The sequence below is a fragment of the Pantoea sp. Lij88 genome (assembly GCF_030062155.1).
GTDB lineage: Bacteria > Pseudomonadota > Gammaproteobacteria > Enterobacterales > Enterobacteriaceae > Pantoea.
Genome location: NZ_CP118269.1, coordinates 2,135,624 through 2,151,545 on the forward strand (window position 1 = coordinate 2,135,624; position 15,922 = coordinate 2,151,545).

The following is a 15,922-nucleotide window of genomic DNA, read 5'->3' on the forward strand; positions in this document are numbered from 1 at the left end:
CTATGGACTTTTCCCGCTTTTTTATCGACCGGCCGATTTTTGCTGCGGTGCTGTCGATCCTGATTTTTGTCACCGGCGTGATTTCCATCCCGCTGCTGCCGATCAGTGAATATCCCGACGTGGTGCCACCCAGCGTGCAGGTACGCGCTGAGTATCCGGGCGCTAACCCGAAAGTGATTGCGGATTCCGTGGCGACGCCACTGGAAGAGGCGATCAACGGCGTCGAAAACATGATGTACATGAAGTCAGTGGCCGGTTCGGACGGCGTGCTGGTGACCACCGTCACCTTCCGTCCGGGCACCGATCCCGATCAGGCACAGGTTCAGGTACAGAACCGCGTGGCGCAGGCGGAAGCCCGTCTGCCGGAGGATGTGCGTCGCCTGGGGGTCACCACCCAGAAGATGTCGCCGACCCTGACGCTGGTCGTCCACATGTTCTCACCGAACAATACCTACGATTCGCTCTACCTGCGTAACTACGCCACGCTGAAGGTAAAAGACGAGCTGGCTCGTCTGCCGGGTGTCGGTCAGATCCAGATTTTCGGCGCAGGCGAATATGCGATGCGCGTCTGGCTTGATCCCAACAAAGTGGCGGCGCGTGGCCTGACCGCCTCTGACGTGGTGACGGCGATGCAGGAGCAGAACGTGCAGGTTTCTGCCGGTCAGCTGGGTGCCGAGCCGCTGAAGAAGCAGAGCGATTTTCTGCTGTCGATCAACACCCAGGGACGACTGGAGAGCGAGCAGGAGTTCGGCGATATCATCCTGAAAACCTCAGAAGATGGTTCGCTGGTGCGCCTGCGTGATGTGGCGCGGATTGAGATGGGTTCAGGCAGCTATGCCCTGCGCTCGCAGCTGAATAACAAAGATGCGGTCGGTATCGGTATCTTCCAGGCACCTGGTGCTAACGCCATCGATCTCTCCAATGCGGTGCGCGCCAAAATGGATGAGCTGGCCACCCGCTTCCCTGATGATGTGAAATGGGCCGCACCTTACGATCCAACGGTATTTGTTCGCGACTCGATTAAGGCCGTGGTTCAGACCCTGCTCGAAGCGGTGATCCTGGTGGTGCTGGTCGTGATTCTTTTCCTGCAGACCTGGCGCGCCTCGATCATTCCGCTGCTGGCGGTGCCGGTGTCAATTGTTGGTACCTTCAGCGTGCTCTATCTGCTCGGCTTCTCGCTGAACACTCTGAGCCTGTTCGGGCTGGTGCTGGCGATCGGTATCGTGGTGGATGACGCCATTGTGGTGGTGGAGAACGTCGAACGTAACATCGAGATGGGACTGTCACCGCGCGCTGCAGCGCATCAGGCGATGCGTGAGGTCTCCGGACCGATTATCGCCATTGCACTGGTGCTGTGTGCGGTGTTTGTGCCGATGGCGTTTCTGTCGGGTGTGACCGGGCAGTTCTACAAGCAGTTCGCCACCACTATCGCGATCTCCACGGTGATCTCGGCCATTAACTCGCTGACGCTCTCCCCCGCGCTGGCGGCGATGCTGCTGAAAGGTCATGACGCGCCGAAAGATCGGCTGACGCGGATCATTGATGCCCTGTTCGGCTGGCTGTTCCGTCCGTTTAACCGCTTCTTCCAGCGCAGTGCGCATGGCTATGAGTCGCTGGTTGGCCGCACGCTGCGTCGCCGTGGCGCGGTGTTTGGTGTCTATCTGCTGCTGCTGGCCGGTGCCGGATTTATGTTCCACACCGTCCCGGGTGGCTTTATCCCGACTCAGGATAAGCTCTATCTGATTGGCGGCGTGAAGATGCCGGAAGGCTCCTCACTGGCGCGCACCGATGAAGTGATTCGTAAGATGAGCGAAATCGGTATGCAGACCGAAGGCGTCGCCTATGCGGTGGCGTTCCCCGGCCTGAATGCGCTGCAGTTCACCAATACGCCGAACAGCGGCACGGTGTTCTTTGGTCTGAAGCCGTTTAATGAGCGCAAACATACGGCGGCGGAGATCAACGCTGAAATCAATGCGAAGATCGCGCAAATCCAGCAGGGCTTTGGCTTCTCGATTATGCCACCGCCGATTCTGGGGCTGGGTCAGGGCTCGGGCTATTCGCTCTATGTGCAGGACCGTGCCGGTCTGGGCTATGGCGCATTGCAGACGGCGATTAATACGCTGTCAGGCAGCATCATGCAGACGCCAGGCATGCACTTCCCTATCTCCTCCTATCAGGCCAACGTTCCGCAGCTTGATGTGAAGGTTGACCGGGATAAAGCCAAGGCACAAGGCGTGTCGCTGACCGCGCTGTTCAGCACGCTGCAGACCTATCTCGGCTCGTCGTATGTGAATGACTTTAACCGGTTTGGCCGCACCTGGCGGGTGATGGCGCAGGCGGATGGGGATTTCCGCGACAGCGTCGAAGATATTGCTAACCTGCGTACCCGTAACGATCGCGGTGAGATGGTGCCGATTGGCAGCATGGTGAACATCACTACCACCTATGGTCCCGACCCGGTGATTCGCTATAACGGCTATCCGGCAGCGGATTTGATTGGCGATGCCGATCCGCGCGTGCTCTCTTCGGCGCAGGCGATGAGCCAGCTGGAAGCGATGTCCGGTCATCTGTTGCCGAACGGCATGAACATCGAGTGGACGGATCTGAGCTATCAGCAGTCAACCCAGGGCAATACCGCGCTGATTGTCTTCCCGATGGCGGTTCTGCTCGCGTTCCTGGTGCTGGCCGCGCTGTATGAAAGCTGGACGCTGCCGCTGGCGGTGATCCTGATTGTGCCAATGACGATGCTCTCTGCGCTGTTTGGCGTCTGGCTGACCGGCGGTGACAATAACGTCTTCGTGCAGGTCGGACTGGTCGTGCTGATGGGGCTGGCCTGTAAGAACGCGATTCTTATCGTCGAGTTCGCCCGTGAGCTGGAGATTCAGGGCAAAGGGATTGTGGAAGCGGCGCTGGAAGCGTGTCGCCTGCGTCTGCGCCCGATTGTGATGACCTCCATCGCCTTTATCGCCGGTACCATACCGTTGATTCTGGGTGAAGGCGCGGGTGCAGAAGTGCGCGGCGTAACCGGTATTACGGTCTTCTCCGGTATGCTTGGCGTGACGCTGTTCGGCCTGTTCCTGACGCCGGTGTTCTATGTTGCCCTGCGCAAGCTGGTGACGCGCCGGTCAGGAAATGCGGAGTCAGTGACCGCGTAAACCGTAAACGTTAACAGGGGCGATCATGTGATCGCCCCTTTTTTTGTCTGATAACTAACCCCGCCGCCATTCTGATTGCGGACAGATAATCAGGTGCGAATCTCAATCCGGGCTTTTCGTCCCAGCTGCGCCAGCGCCAGTTCCACTTTTTCAACTTTCGATGAGTGCTCAACATCCAGCAGTCGATCAACCTGTGGGCCATTCACGCCCAGCTGGCGTGCCAGATCGACTTTACGTGTGCCGGTTTCAATCATTGCGTTATAAAGTGCCGTTTTCATCGCCACCAACACAGGGACGGAGACAATGTATTCACCTTCCAGCGGTTTACTGGCGATCGGAATCGGACGACAGGTATCCATCTCAAGAGAGATAGCCGTCACCAGTCCATCTTCGGCTTCTGACAGTGCTTCCTCAGCGGTGGCGCCGACGGAATGCAGTAACGGCAAATCACGACACGAGACCTCATAGGTATCGGTTTTGGCGTCATGAGTTAAGCTGACGGCATAATTAAACACAGGTTTACCTCTCTGATCGGTCTCACAGGCCTGGATCCTTTGTAAAATTTTCTGCGCGTATCTTAGTTCTTATCGTGGTTCAAAAATGATGACCAAAGTCAGAAAGATAGGTAATGAGTCATGGCGGATTTGAGGCAGGGCGTTACTGATCTGCAGGCATAAAAAAAGCCGCACATCAGCGGCTTTTTTTGCAGAGTTCTTCACTCTCTTCGGGTTCAGGTTCCGGTATGGCGGTGCAGTTGCTGGTATCGCGTTTCTTCAGCTCGTTAAGCGCGTCTGCCACGGTGCGTTTTGCCAGCACATCCAGCGACGCCTGCTCGGCTTCATCGGCTATCGATTTGAAGTACCAGCAGAGGTTGGCACTGACCAGACAGCGCGGCGCTACGTCAGGGCGTGCGGCCCAGATCTTTTTGTCTTCGATCACTGAGACATAGATATCCCGCAGGGTGATATCCGCCGCAGGACGGCCCAGATGAATCGAACCGGTTCGGCCCAGCGTAGAGACGATAATGCCGTCACGGGTCAGCGGGACCATTAATTTTCGAATGAAACTGGGATTCGCTTCAAGCCCGTAGGCCAGAATCGCGCTGGTAGAGCGTTTACCCATTTGCTCCGCCATCGCTACGCTCAGAACCATTTGCAAAGCTGTCGGGAAGCGGTAATCAAGCATTTCTTTATCCTGAGTTGCGGTGGATCTTATTGTTTTATTGCCGCATAAGTGAACAATCAATGAGCAATAAATATAACAAACACTGTTGCTTTTTTGAAGCAAACCGGCAGCGACAAGGCACGTATTCACCAAAGGCGGAGGCCCGATAGCACAAGGTGCTCAGCCTGCTAACTGCCCTCACACTGCGTAACAGGAGGCGTACCGTTATACCGTGGTGGCCGCTGTTGGCGGTAATCGCTGTTTTAACGCCATAACCAGTACCACGTTAAAGATTGCTAAGGCGCAAAGCAACCACAGCGTCGCCGGGGCGCCCATCCTTTCAAACACATATCCACCAATAAGCGGTGTCAGTGCCTGTCCCATTAGTGCCGGGCGGGCCATTTTACCCACCACAATTGCGTATGACTCTGGTTTGACCATCGCCAGCGGTAAAGTTCCGCGCACGATGGCACGTAAGCCATTTCCTGCGCCATACAGCACCATGCTCAGCAACGCCATCTGCGGAAAAAGAGCCAGCAATAGCAGGCCCAGCGCGACCAGCCCGACGGAGAAAAAGGTGGTACGAATCGGATGACTGCGTTTAAAGACGATATCGACGATACGGGCACCCACCTGACACGGGCCCATGACGGCGCTGATTGCCAGCGCCGAAGTCAGCGTATGGCCTGTGGCCTGCAACAGGGCGATAAGCTGCACGGAAATCGCCGTCATGATCACCGACGCCAGGGTAAAGATGGCACACAGCAGCCAGAACAGCGCAGGTTCGATCTCTGCCGTGGCAGGCTGCTTAATCCTTTGTTTAACAGGCCGCCTGGTGTGACTTGCTGGTAAGGCAAACAGATACGCGGGCAGCACGCAGACCACCATCATTGCGGCAATAATCAGTGACGCATCCCGCCAGCCGAATCCGTGAATTAACAGTGCCGTTCCGGGCCAGACCAGCGTGGTGCAAAAGCCCGATATCAGCGTAATACTGGTGATCGCGGAACGCGCCTGACCGCCATAGCACGTGCCGAGCGTGGCAAACAGGGCATCATAAAGCCCCATCGCCATCCCAATGCCGATGATCACCCAGGCGAACAGAAACAGCGGCAGCGAGTAGCTGTACGCCATCATCACCAGCCCCACCGCCATCACAACGCCACTCAGCGCCAGCAGCAGGCGGCCACCGGTTCGGGCGATAATCCTGCCCGCCAGCGGTGACAACAGGCCAGACACCAGAATCCCGGTTGAGAGCGCGCCATAAATCCATTGCTGTGACCAGCCTGTCTCAGCCGCAATCGGATTCGCCATCACCGCCATCAGATAGAACGATCCGCCCCATGACAGGATCTGTATCCAGCCCAGGATGAAAATGGCGGCAATGCCGGGTTTGTTGTTGTGATTCACAGACGATCTCTTCATTAGCAGGCGAACCGTTTTTATAACATGTTCTGCGATAAGCCAAAATGCGTGGCGCTCTTTTCGCTGGATGACCCGGCAGACCGCACGTTTTTAGCGGAACGACTAAAAGTATGTTGTAACTATGTGGTGCTTGCATCCTCGCCGGGCTTCTGCCACATTGTGGACGTTGTAACTATGGAGGCACAATATGACGCGCTACGACTTAGTGGCTGATATGCATCAGTGTGTAAACGACCTGGAACAGGCGCTGGGCGAGTTGCGTCAGCAGATTGAGGCGCAGCCTTTGCTGATCGCCCGCGTCTTCAGCCTGCCGCCGGTGGTGAAAGGCCGCGAACATGAAGCGATTACTCAGATTGCCGTTGAGCAGCATCTCGGCGAGAGCGCATTGAAGATGGCACTCGACCACTACTGCCGCCTGTTTATGCAGCATCAGTCCGAACAGCTCAGCACCAAGGCTGCCGTTCGCTTACCAGGCGCGCTCTGTATTGAATGCGATGCGCAGCGGGAAGCGGAGATCGGCTCGCTGGTCGACCTCATCAACCAGCTGAAAGCCCGGCTGGAGCAGCTGATCACGGTGGACTCGGGCCTGCCGAGCGAAGCGCGTTTTGAGTTCGTCCACCAGCATTTACGCGGCCTGATTACCCTGAATGCCTATCGCACGATCACCCTGCTCAGCGCTCCGGACAGCCTGCGTTTCGGCTGGGCTAACAAGCACATCATTAAAAATCTCAAGCGCGAAGAGGTGATCGCTCAGCTGGAAAAAAGCCTGAAGTCGGGACGTGCAAAGGCACCCTGGTCACGCGAACAGTGGGCGGAAAAAGTGCAGGAGGAGCTGGCAAGCGTGCGCGCCCTGCCCGCCTCGGCACGGCTGAAAATCAAGCGTCCGGTGAAAGTCCAGCCGGTGGCTCGCGTCTGGCGCGCGGATGAACAAAAGCAGACCCAGCTGGCCTGCCCTTCGCCGATTCTGGTGATCTGTCGCGATCGCACTCAGGTTCCGGTGCTGGGCGAATTGCTTAATTACGATGCCGATAACATCACGCATCGTCATAAACCCGCCGCTGAACCGCTGAATCTGCTGATACCCCGACTGCATCTGTGGGTCGATTGCCCCCTCTGAATAAAAAAGGCCAGCATGCGCTGGCCTCTGACTCATCTTAAACCTTACGACTTCATGCTGCCGACCATCTCTTCCGGACGGACCCAGGCATCAAACTCTTCTTCAGTGAGATAACCCAGTTTCAGCGCCGAGCCTTTCAGCGTCAGCCCCTCTTTATGTGCCTTCTTGGCAATTTCTGCCGCTTTGTCATAGCCAATATGGGTATTCAGCGCCGTCACCAGCATCAGCGATTCGTTGAGCAGTTGATCGATGCGCTCGCGCACCGGCTCAATACCAACCGCACAGTGGTGATTAAAGCTGTCCATGCCATCCGCCAGCAGGCGAATCGATTGCAGGAAGTTATGGATCACCATCGGACGGAAGACGTTCAGCTCAAAGTTACCGGACGCGCCGCCCATATTGATCGCCACGTCATTACCCATCACCTGGCAGCAGAGCATCGTCATCGCTTCGCACTGGGTTGGATTCACTTTGCCCGGCATGATGGAGCTGCCTGGTTCATTTTCCGGGATAGCGATTTCACCGATGCCGCAGCGCGGGCCGGACGAGAGCCAGCGCACGTCGTTCGCGATCTTCATCAGTGATGCGGCCAGCCCTTTCAGCGCGCCATGCGCATGCACCAGCGCATCACAGGTGGCCAGCGCCTCAAATTTGTTGGGCGCGGTGACAAACGGCTGCTGTGTGAGATCGGCCAGCGCCTTCGCTACGCGCACCGCATATTCCGGATGCGTGTTCAGGCCGGTGCCCACCGCGGTTCCGCCCAGCGCCAGCTCGGCCACGTGCGGAATGCTCTGTTCGATATGCTTCAGGTTGTGCTCCAGCATCGCCACCCAGCCGGAAATCTCCTGGCCCAGCGTCAGCGGCGTCGCATCCTGCAGGTGAGTACGGCCAATTTTGACGATATCTTTAAAGGCCTCAGACTTCTGGCTCAGCGTCTTTTTCAGTACCTGGATCTGTGGGATCAGCTGTTCGCGCAGGGCGATGACGGCGGCAACGTGCATCGCCGTGGGGAAGACATCGTTCGAACTCTGACTCTTGTTGACATCATCGTTGGGATGGACCAGGCGCGACATGCCGCGCTCTCCGCCGAGGATTTCACTCGCGCGGTTCGCCAGCACTTCATTCATGTTCATGTTGGTCTGGGTGCCGGAGCCGGTCTGCCAGATCGCCAGCGGGAATTCATCTGCATGTTTGTCCGCCAGCACCTCATCCGCCGCGCTGACAATCGCATCGGCTCGGTCAGCGGGCAGCAGTCCCAGATCGCGGTTCACGCTGGCCGCAGCGCGCTTGGTCAGCGCCAGCGCATGCACCAGCGCGGTCGGCATTTTTTCGGTTGAGATACGGAAGTGTTCCAGTGAGCGCTGCGTCTGCGCGCCCCACAGTTTGTCTGCCGGTACGTCAATGGGGCCCATTGAATCTTTCTCAATGCGGTTGCCTGCCATGAATACGTCTCCTTCACCTTGTTTTTAAAAGAATGACCGCCAGGGTCGTTGCATTCAGCTGTCGGGCGGTCAGGATAGTAATACACAATAATTTAACATTATCAGAGCTTAGCGTCCTTTTGCGCTGGATATGTATTTTTACTGGCAGTTTCTGCTTTAATAGCCGCAATAATTTCCCGTGATAAAGGGTTATACGATGCAAAAAATGAACAATTCGCTGCAAAATTACGCGTGGGGCAGCAAAACTGCGTTGACTGAGCTTTATGGGATTGCGAATCCGGAGGGAGTGCCAATGGCGGAACTCTGGATGGGCGCACATCCGAAAAGCCCTTCCACCGTGATGGATCAGGGCAGCGAGCGTTCTTTGCGCGAGGTGATTGATGCCGCGCCTGCTGCCATGCTGGGCGATCCAGTCGCGCAGCGTTTTGGTGAACTTCCCTTCCTGTTCAAAGTGTTGTGTGCCGATCAGCCGCTGTCGATTCAGGTACATCCCAGCAAACGCGCCGCTGAAGTGGGTTTTGCCCGTGAGAATGCCGCCGGTATTCCGTTAAGTGCAGCAGAGCGCAACTATAAAGATGCCAACCACAAGCCGGAGCTGGTCTATGCGCTGACCGCCTTCCAGGCGATGAATGGCTTTCGCACGCTGACGCAGATGGTTTCACTGCTGGAGCCGGTCGCGGGTGCACACCCGCAGATTGCCCATTTTCTGCAGCACCCCAATCAGGAGACGCTGGCCGCGCTGTTCTCTACACTGCTGTCACTGGAGGGCGAGCCGAAATCGCTGGCGCTGGGCGTACTGAAATCCGCGCTTGATGTGCAACAGGGCGAACCGTGGGAAACCATCCGCATGATTGCGGCTGAATATCCAGACGATAGCGGTCTGTTTTCACCGCTGCTGCTGAATGTGATCACCCTGCAACCCGGTGAAGCGATGTTCCTCTACGCGGAAACCCCGCACGCCTATCTGAAAGGCGTGGCGCTGGAGGTGATGGCAAATTCCGATAACGTGTTGCGGGCCGGGCTGACCCCGAAATATATCGATATCGCCGAGCTGATGGCTAACCTGAAGTTTGATGAAAAGCCTGCCAGTGCGCTGCTGACCGAACCTGAGCAACAGGGCAATGCGCTGCGCTTCCCGATTCCGGTCGAAGACTTTGCCTTTGCCATTCATAGCCTGAACGCCGAACCGCAGTCGCTGGCCCAGCAGAGCGCCGCCCTGCTGTTCTGTATCGAAGGCCAGGCGGTGATCGCCAAAGGCGAGCAGCAGGTGACGCTGAAACCTGGCGAATCCTGCTTTATTGCGGCCAGCGAATCACCGGTCACTGTCGCCGGTACGGGCCGGCTGGCGCGGGTATTTAACGACTTAGGGTGAAGCGGCTGACGGAATGCCTGTTAACTGCTATTATTTCAACCTATTAGCTTTTAAACGCCTGCGGGCGTTTTTCTTCGGTCGCTGGGGCAAACCCGCGGCATAAGCGGACTCAAGGATAAGGACGAATCAGCAATGAAAAAGACCAATGTTGCCGTAGGTGTGATCATCGCACTGGGCGTTGTCTGGACGGGCGCGGCATGGTTCACCGGCAAGCAGATTGAAAGCCACAGGGACCAGCTGATGCAGAACGCCAATGCACAGCTGAATGCTTATGCCCCTAACAGCCGACTGAAGATCAGCTATCAGGACTATCAGCGCGGCGTGTTCAGCAGCAAAGTGAATCTGGTGGTTCAGGCTAACTCGCAGACGGAAGATAATCCGCTGCTGAAGCCGGGTCAGAGCATCATCCTGAACGAGACCATCGATCATGGTCCTTTCCCGTTTGCCCAGCTGAAGCATTTCAATCTGATCCCGAGCATGGCGTCGGTGCATACCGAACTGGCTAACACCGATGCGGTGAAGAAGCTGTTTGAGCTGACCGGCAACAAGTCGCTGATTAATGCAGATACCCGCATCGGCTACAGCGGTGCCACCGATACGGCGCTGCGCATCCTGCCTGTGGATTATCAGAATGCGCAAACCGGTGAACGTCTGGCCACCAATGGCGGCACCTTCAACGTCAGCGCAGATAATAAAGGCGATAAAGTGTCGCTGGACAGTGACGTTGATAGCCTCGCGCTGACCAGTAAAAATGAGATGGGCCAGCCGGTCCTCTTCACCATCAATGGTCTGAAGCTGAGCGGTAACACGCACCTCAGCCCGGAAGGCGTGCGTATCGGCGACCAGTCAGTGAATATTGAGAAGGTTAACGCCAGCATCAATGGTCAGGACGCGCTGACGCTGAATAAGATGAAAGGCACCTCCTCTTTCGATAACAGCGCCGGTAAAATTGGCGGCGATATCGACTACAAGGTTGAAGGCGTTCAGCTGCAGAAGCAGGACTTTGGTCAGGCCGCGCTGAAGATGAAGCTCTCCCAGTTTGACGCGCAGGCGGTGAAAGCCTTCTCCGATCGTTACAACGCGCAGATGCAGGAACTCCTGAGCCAGCCAGGCGTCGCGGAAGACCCTATCCGCTATCAGGCGGGCGTGCATCAGATTCTGGTGAGCAACCTGCCAATGCTGCTGAAAGGCTCGCCATCCATCAGCATCGCCCCGCTGAGCTGGAAGAATGATAAAGGTGAAAGCACCTTTAATCTGACCGCCAGCTTCAACGATCCGTCTGCCGTAACCGGCGAACCCCAGACTCTCAGCGCCATGGTTGATCGGGTTCTGAAGAGCCTGGACAGCAAGCTGGTCATCAATATGCCGATGGCGACAGAAACGATGCATAAAGTGGGTCTGGCTGAAGGTTATCAGGCCAACGATGCGCAGAAGCTGGCGGATCAGCAGGTGAAAGGTCTGGCGGCGATGGGTCAGATGTTCCGCCTGACTCAGCAGCAGGATAACAACATCGTTACCAGCCTGCAGTACACCAACGGTCAGGTGAACATGAACGGCGACAAGATGACGCTGGAGCAGTTCCTGTCCCGCTACATGCTGGGTATGCCGACCAGCGAAGGCATGCCGCAGTAAACGCTGTCTTCCCGTGAAGGCGACCTCCGGGTCGCCTTTTTTATGCCTGACAGCCGCCGAAATGCGTTTGCGCGCCGGTTATGGGTAATTAAGCAGCATCCGGCGCGGCTGTTGCGCAAATAGCTGGCGCTGTTGCGCAAGATATTTTTATAATGCTCTGCACTTCACCGACAACTGAGCGAGTGCGCCATGATCGATTCTAAAATTCCTCTGACTGATATTCACCGCCACCTTGATGGCAACATTCGTGCACAAACCATTCTCGATTTAGGTCGCCAGTTTAACCTTACCCTGCCCGCCACCACGCTTGAGACGCTGCTTCCGCATGTGCAGGTCGGCGAGAACGAACCTGACCTGGTCAGCTTCCTGCAGAAGCTGGACTGGGGTGTGAAAGTGCTGGGCGATCTGGATGCCTGCCGTCGCATTGCGCAGGAGAATGTCGAAGATGCCGCGCGCGCGGGCATTCACTATGCTGAACTGCGTTTTTCCCCTGGCTATATGGCGATGACCCACAACCTGCCGATTGCCGGTGTGGTTGAAGCGGTGATCGATGGCGTACGCGCAGGTCGTCAGCAGCACAATATCGACGTGCGTCTGATTGGTATTATGAGCCGTACGTTTGGCGAAGATGCCTGTCTGAGTGAGCTGGAAGGTCTGCTTGCTCATCGCGATCACATCACTGCGGTCGATCTGGCGGGTGATGAGCTGGGCTTCCCGGGCAGCGAGTTCCTGAGCCACTTTACTCAGGCACGCGATGCCGGTTTCCGCGTTACCGTGCATGCGGGCGAAGCGGCCGGACCCGAAAGTATCTGGCAGGCAATTCGCGAGCTGGGCGCTGAGCGTATCGGTCACGGCGTGAAAGCGATTGAAGATGGCGCACTGATGGATTTCCTGGCGGAACACCGGATTGGTGTTGAATCATGCCTGACCTCTAACATCCAGACCAGCACCGTGCCATCACTGGCGCAGCATCCGCTGAAGACCTTCCTGGAGCATGGCATTCTGGCGACCATTAACACCGATGACCCGGCGGTTCAGGGCATTGAGCTGGCGCATGAGTATCAGCACGCCGCACCGGCTGCCGGTCTGAGCGCAGCGCAGATGCGTCAGGCGCAGGAGAATGGACTGACGATTGCCTTCCTCAGCGAGGCTGAGAAAGCGGCTATCCGCGCCCGCGTGCAGTAATCTGCTCGTTGCAGCCATAAAAAACGGGCCGGATATCCGGCCCGTTTTAATGTAAGGAAATGCTCAAGGACAGGTGGCTTTAAGACCGAGATTACACAGGGAACGGGGTCAGATCGGAAAGACGCAAAAGCCGCCATCCCTGGCATGCTCGGCCCGCGCCGTCCTGCCGCGGGACGCTTTCCTCTTCTGACCCCGTTCCCTGAATGTTGAGCAAATTTATTGCTGTAGTACTTACCCGCTTTTGAGCTTGTCAGTCATCTGCCCGAAGTATTAAATGACCATTATTACACTCACCCATTAAACGCGCTTCAGCGACAGCGTCTGGCGTTTCTCGGCGGACTGCAGACCCAGCTCGATCAACTCCATCACCTGAATCGCCTCTTCCGCCGTCACCGGATTGTTACCACGTCCGGCAATCGCGTCGCGGATGCCCGCATAGTAGGCAGGATAGTTGCCTGGCTGCGTCAGCTGTGTGGTTTCGGTCAGTGAATCACCCTCAACCAGCGTCAGCGTGCCGTCGCGCATGTCATAACCCCAGTCCTCCTGCGGCGGGAAATCGCCCGACTTCAGGCGATCTTCCTGCGGATCCAGACCATATTTGACGTAACTGCCGCGCGTGCCGTGGACGGTGTAACGGGCAGATTCCGCCGCCACCAGCATGCTGGCATGCAGCACGACGCGGCGCTGCGGATAAGTCAGCGTGGCGTGGAAGTAGTCGGTGGTCTGCGCGCCCGGACGCATCTCGGCCAGATCGACATTGATGGCGACCGGCGGGCCAAACAGCTGCAGCGCCTGGTCCAGCAGATGCGGCCCCAGGTCATACCAGATTCCGCTGCCTGCGCCCTTCATTTCACGCCAGCGATTACGCACTTCCAGACGGAAGCGGTCAAAGTGCGATTCGAAGTAGCGCACTTCTCCCAGCGAGCCCGCCTCCAGCAGGGATTTCAGCGTCAGGAAATCACTGTCCCAGCGGCGGTTATGGAACACCGACAGCAGCAGCCCTTTGGCTTTCGCCAGCGCATCCAGCTCACGCGCCTGTGACAACGTCACGGTAAACGGCTTATCGACCACGACATGTTTACCGGCGTTCAGCGCCGCTTTAGCCAGCGGGAAGTGGGTGTCATTAGGGGTGGGAATGACAATCAGTTGCAGCGTAGGATCGTCCAGCAGCGCCTGAGGATCGGCCACCACCTTAACGGCAGGCCAGTCGGCGTGGACTTTGCTGGCATCGCTACTGGAAATGGCTGCCAGCTCGACATCCGGCGTCCCTGCAATCAGCGGGGCGTGAAACGTTTTACTGGCAAAACCGTAGCCGATCAAACCAACACGTAATTTATCGCTCATTTGGATTCCTCTTAGAGCCTGACTGGTCAGGCCCATCATTGATAACCTGATTGATTTAAGACTATTAACCAGGTGAGGACAAGAAGGAATCCCCCGAAAAAACTAAGAGATAGCACTCCGGGCCAGGGGCCAGGCCGTCTGTGCCGCCAGGCTGTCGTGCGCGTCCTGATTACGGCGGCGGAAGTCGCTGGGACTGACACCGACACGCTTACGGAATACCCGTGAGAAATAGAGCTGGTCGTCGTAACCCACTTCACGCCCTACCGAGGCGATCGGTTCCTGGGTGGTCTGCAGCAGCAGTTTGGCGCGGATAACCCGCTGATCTTCACGCCAGCGCAGCAGGTTGACACCCATCTGCTCGCGGAACAGGTGCGCCAGCCGCGACGGTGACAGGCAGACGTGGCGCGCCACCTCTTCAATCTTGACCTCGCTGGCGAGATGATTGGTCACATACTGGCAGGCTTCAATCACGCGCGGATCGCGGATGAGTTGATGACTGCGCGGATCTTCTTCAACGGCACGCAGCAGCAGCCGTTCCAGCAGGTTCATCGCCAGCTCTTCCGCAAATCGGCGGCCCGAATTGTGGGTCTGTTCGATGCTGGCAAACAGGCGGTCGAATTCACCGCGCAGCGATTCCGGCAGCAGCAGACGTCCCACACCCTCCTGCTCATCCTGCCAGCGCAGCCAGTCATGCCAGTAGGCGCGCGGACGGAAATAGACCCAGCGGTGGAACCACTGCGGGCTGTCCGGCGCACGGCCATAGTAGTGGGCGGTTTTTGGCTGAAACAGCAGCATTTCGCCCGGTTCGCAGTCGAACGCCCGCTCGCCGTCGAACACCCGACCTTTGCCTTTAATGGTGAGATTCAGAATGTAACCTTTCATGCCGTGCGGGCGGTCGATAAAGAAATCGAGCGGGCCATCAGCGGTGATGGGCGTCAGCCCTGCCACCAGCCAGGCATTAAATGAATAGCCCGGCAACAGGGGGTTTTGCTGCTCGGCCGGTAATTCGCGGTGATACATAGCGTCCTCACTCAGTCTGTTATTGTTCGGATAGCCCGCAGAGGCTTCTGCCTCTGCGGGCCAACGACTCGTTCAATCAGGCTTTTTTCTGTTTGTAACGGTCAAAAATCACCGCAGCTAACAGTATCAGACCGCGCACCACATACTGTGAGAATGGCGAGATATTCAATAAATTCATCGCATTCTCTACCGTGCCGAGGATTAATACCCCTGCCACCACGTAAGAAATTTTGCCGATGCCACCTTTCAGCGACACGCCACCCAGTACGCAGGCAGAAATCACCACCAGCTCATAGCCGATGGAGGTCATTGGCTGTCCGCTGGTCATACGTGACGCCAGGATGATGCCCGCCGCCGCTGAAACCAGACCGGAAAGAATGAAGATGATGATGCGGGTACGCACCACCGGCACACCGGCCAGGCGCGCCGCCTCTTCATTGCCACCAATCGCCAGCGTATTCCGGCCAAACGTCGTTTTGTTGAGCAGGAAGCCGAAGATCAGCATGGTCGCCAGGGTCAGCCAGATTGGCGCCGGTACGCCAAGCCAGTTGGCAAAGCCGAGTTCAAAGAAGCGCTCATCTTCGATCCCGACCGCTTTACCGTCAGAGAAGATATAAGCCAGGCCGCGCACGATCTGCATCGTCGCCAGCGTGGTGATCAACGCATTGATCTTGAGCCGGGCGATTACAAAGCCGTTGATAAAGCCGGTGATCATACCGAGCACCAGACCGGCAGCGACGCCAATCCACAGGCTTTCGGTCATGTTGATCACCACGGCGGTGACGACACCGGCACAGGCGATAACCGAGGCGACCGACAGGTCGAAATCACCGGAGGCCAGACAGAACAGCATGCCGCAGGCGACCATGCCGGACATCGACATCGCCAGCCCTAAGCCTTTCATATTGATAAACGAGCCGAAGTTCGGCACAAAAATCGCACAGACAATAAACAGCAGTGCAAATACCACCAGCATGCCGAAGTTGTCCCAGATGCGACCTAACTGCAGGCCGCCGCGTGAAGCGGGCTGCGGCGTATTTGAGGTCGTGGATGAAGCCATGATGAT

At 57.1% G+C, this 15,922-nt stretch carries 12 protein-coding genes; 5 read left to right on the top strand and 7 right to left on the bottom strand.

Going from position 1 to position 15,922, the window contains the following annotated elements:
• Positions 1-2: 2 nt before the first annotated feature.
• Positions 3-3,155: a multidrug efflux RND transporter permease subunit OqxB gene (gene oqxB, locus PU624_RS13745; RefSeq protein WP_283545439.1), complete on the top strand. Its 3,153-nt coding sequence runs from the start codon at positions 3-5 to the stop codon at positions 3,153-3,155.
• An 89-nt stretch (positions 3,156-3,244) separates the two neighbouring features.
• Here the strand turns inward: oqxB and PU624_RS13750 are convergent, their stop codons facing one another.
• From PU624_RS13750 to PU624_RS13760, 3 genes are all read right to left on the bottom strand, one after another.
• A complete protein-coding gene (locus PU624_RS13750; protein WP_283545440.1) occupies positions 3,245-3,670 on the bottom strand; it encodes a type II toxin-antitoxin system HicB family antitoxin in 426 nt (141 codons plus the stop codon).
• A gap of 175 nt (positions 3,671-3,845) precedes the next feature.
• Entirely contained in the window at positions 3,846-4,340 is a 495-nt protein-coding gene (locus PU624_RS13755; RefSeq protein ID WP_283545441.1) for an RrF2 family transcriptional regulator, read from the bottom strand.
• 204 nt (positions 4,341-4,544) lie between these two features.
• Positions 4,545-5,729: an MFS transporter gene (locus tag PU624_RS13760; RefSeq protein ID WP_283545442.1), complete on the bottom strand. Its 1,185-nt coding sequence runs from the start codon at positions 5,727-5,729 to the stop codon at positions 4,545-4,547.
• Positions 5,730-5,931: 202 nt separating this feature from the next.
• Here PU624_RS13760 and tus point away from each other — a divergent pair, with 202 nt between their 5' ends.
• Entirely contained in the window at positions 5,932-6,861 is a 930-nt protein-coding gene (gene tus, locus PU624_RS13765; RefSeq protein ID WP_283545443.1) for a DNA replication terminus site-binding protein, read from the top strand.
• 44 nt (positions 6,862-6,905) lie between these two features.
• Here tus and fumC read toward each other — a convergent pair whose 3' ends face one another.
• Positions 6,906-8,303, bottom strand: a complete 1,398-nt coding sequence (gene fumC / locus PU624_RS13770; RefSeq protein WP_283545444.1) for a class II fumarate hydratase — start codon at positions 8,301-8,303, stop codon at positions 6,906-6,908.
• A gap of 196 nt (positions 8,304-8,499) precedes the next feature.
• Between fumC and manA the strand changes: the two genes are divergently transcribed.
• The 3 genes from manA to add all read left to right on the top strand — a co-directional run bounded on the left by manA (position 8,500) and on the right by add (position 12,492).
• Complete coding sequence (manA, locus tag PU624_RS13775) at positions 8,500-9,675, top strand: mannose-6-phosphate isomerase (RefSeq protein ID WP_283545445.1); 1,176 nt, start codon at positions 8,500-8,502, stop codon at positions 9,673-9,675.
• 132 nt (positions 9,676-9,807) lie between these two features.
• On the top strand, positions 9,808-11,307 hold the full coding sequence (locus PU624_RS13780) for a YdgA family protein (protein WP_283545446.1): 1,500 nt from the start codon (positions 9,808-9,810) through the stop codon (positions 11,305-11,307).
• 189 nt (positions 11,308-11,496) lie between these two features.
• Positions 11,497-12,492 carry an adenosine deaminase gene (gene add, locus PU624_RS13785; protein ID WP_283545447.1) on the top strand — a complete coding sequence of 332 codons (996 nt, stop codon included), beginning with the start codon at positions 11,497-11,499 and terminating at the stop codon, positions 12,490-12,492.
• Between the two features lie 297 nt (positions 12,493-12,789).
• Here add and PU624_RS13790 read toward each other — a convergent pair whose 3' ends face one another.
• The 3 genes from PU624_RS13790 to araH form a co-directional block, all read right to left on the bottom strand.
• The gene (locus PU624_RS13790; RefSeq protein ID WP_283545448.1) at positions 12,790-13,836 is read right to left on the bottom strand and encodes an oxidoreductase; all 1,047 of its coding nucleotides are present in this window, start codon (positions 13,834-13,836) and stop codon (positions 12,790-12,792) included.
• Between the two features lie 102 nt (positions 13,837-13,938).
• The gene (gene araC, locus PU624_RS13795; protein WP_003853440.1) at positions 13,939-14,856 is read right to left on the bottom strand and encodes an arabinose operon transcriptional regulator AraC; all 918 of its coding nucleotides are present in this window, start codon (positions 14,854-14,856) and stop codon (positions 13,939-13,941) included.
• 76 nt (positions 14,857-14,932) lie between these two features.
• Positions 14,933-15,916, bottom strand: coding sequence for an L-arabinose ABC transporter permease AraH (gene araH, locus PU624_RS13800; RefSeq protein WP_013357784.1), 984 nt, complete (start codon positions 15,914-15,916; stop codon positions 14,933-14,935).
• Positions 15,917-15,922: the final 6 nt, after the last annotated feature.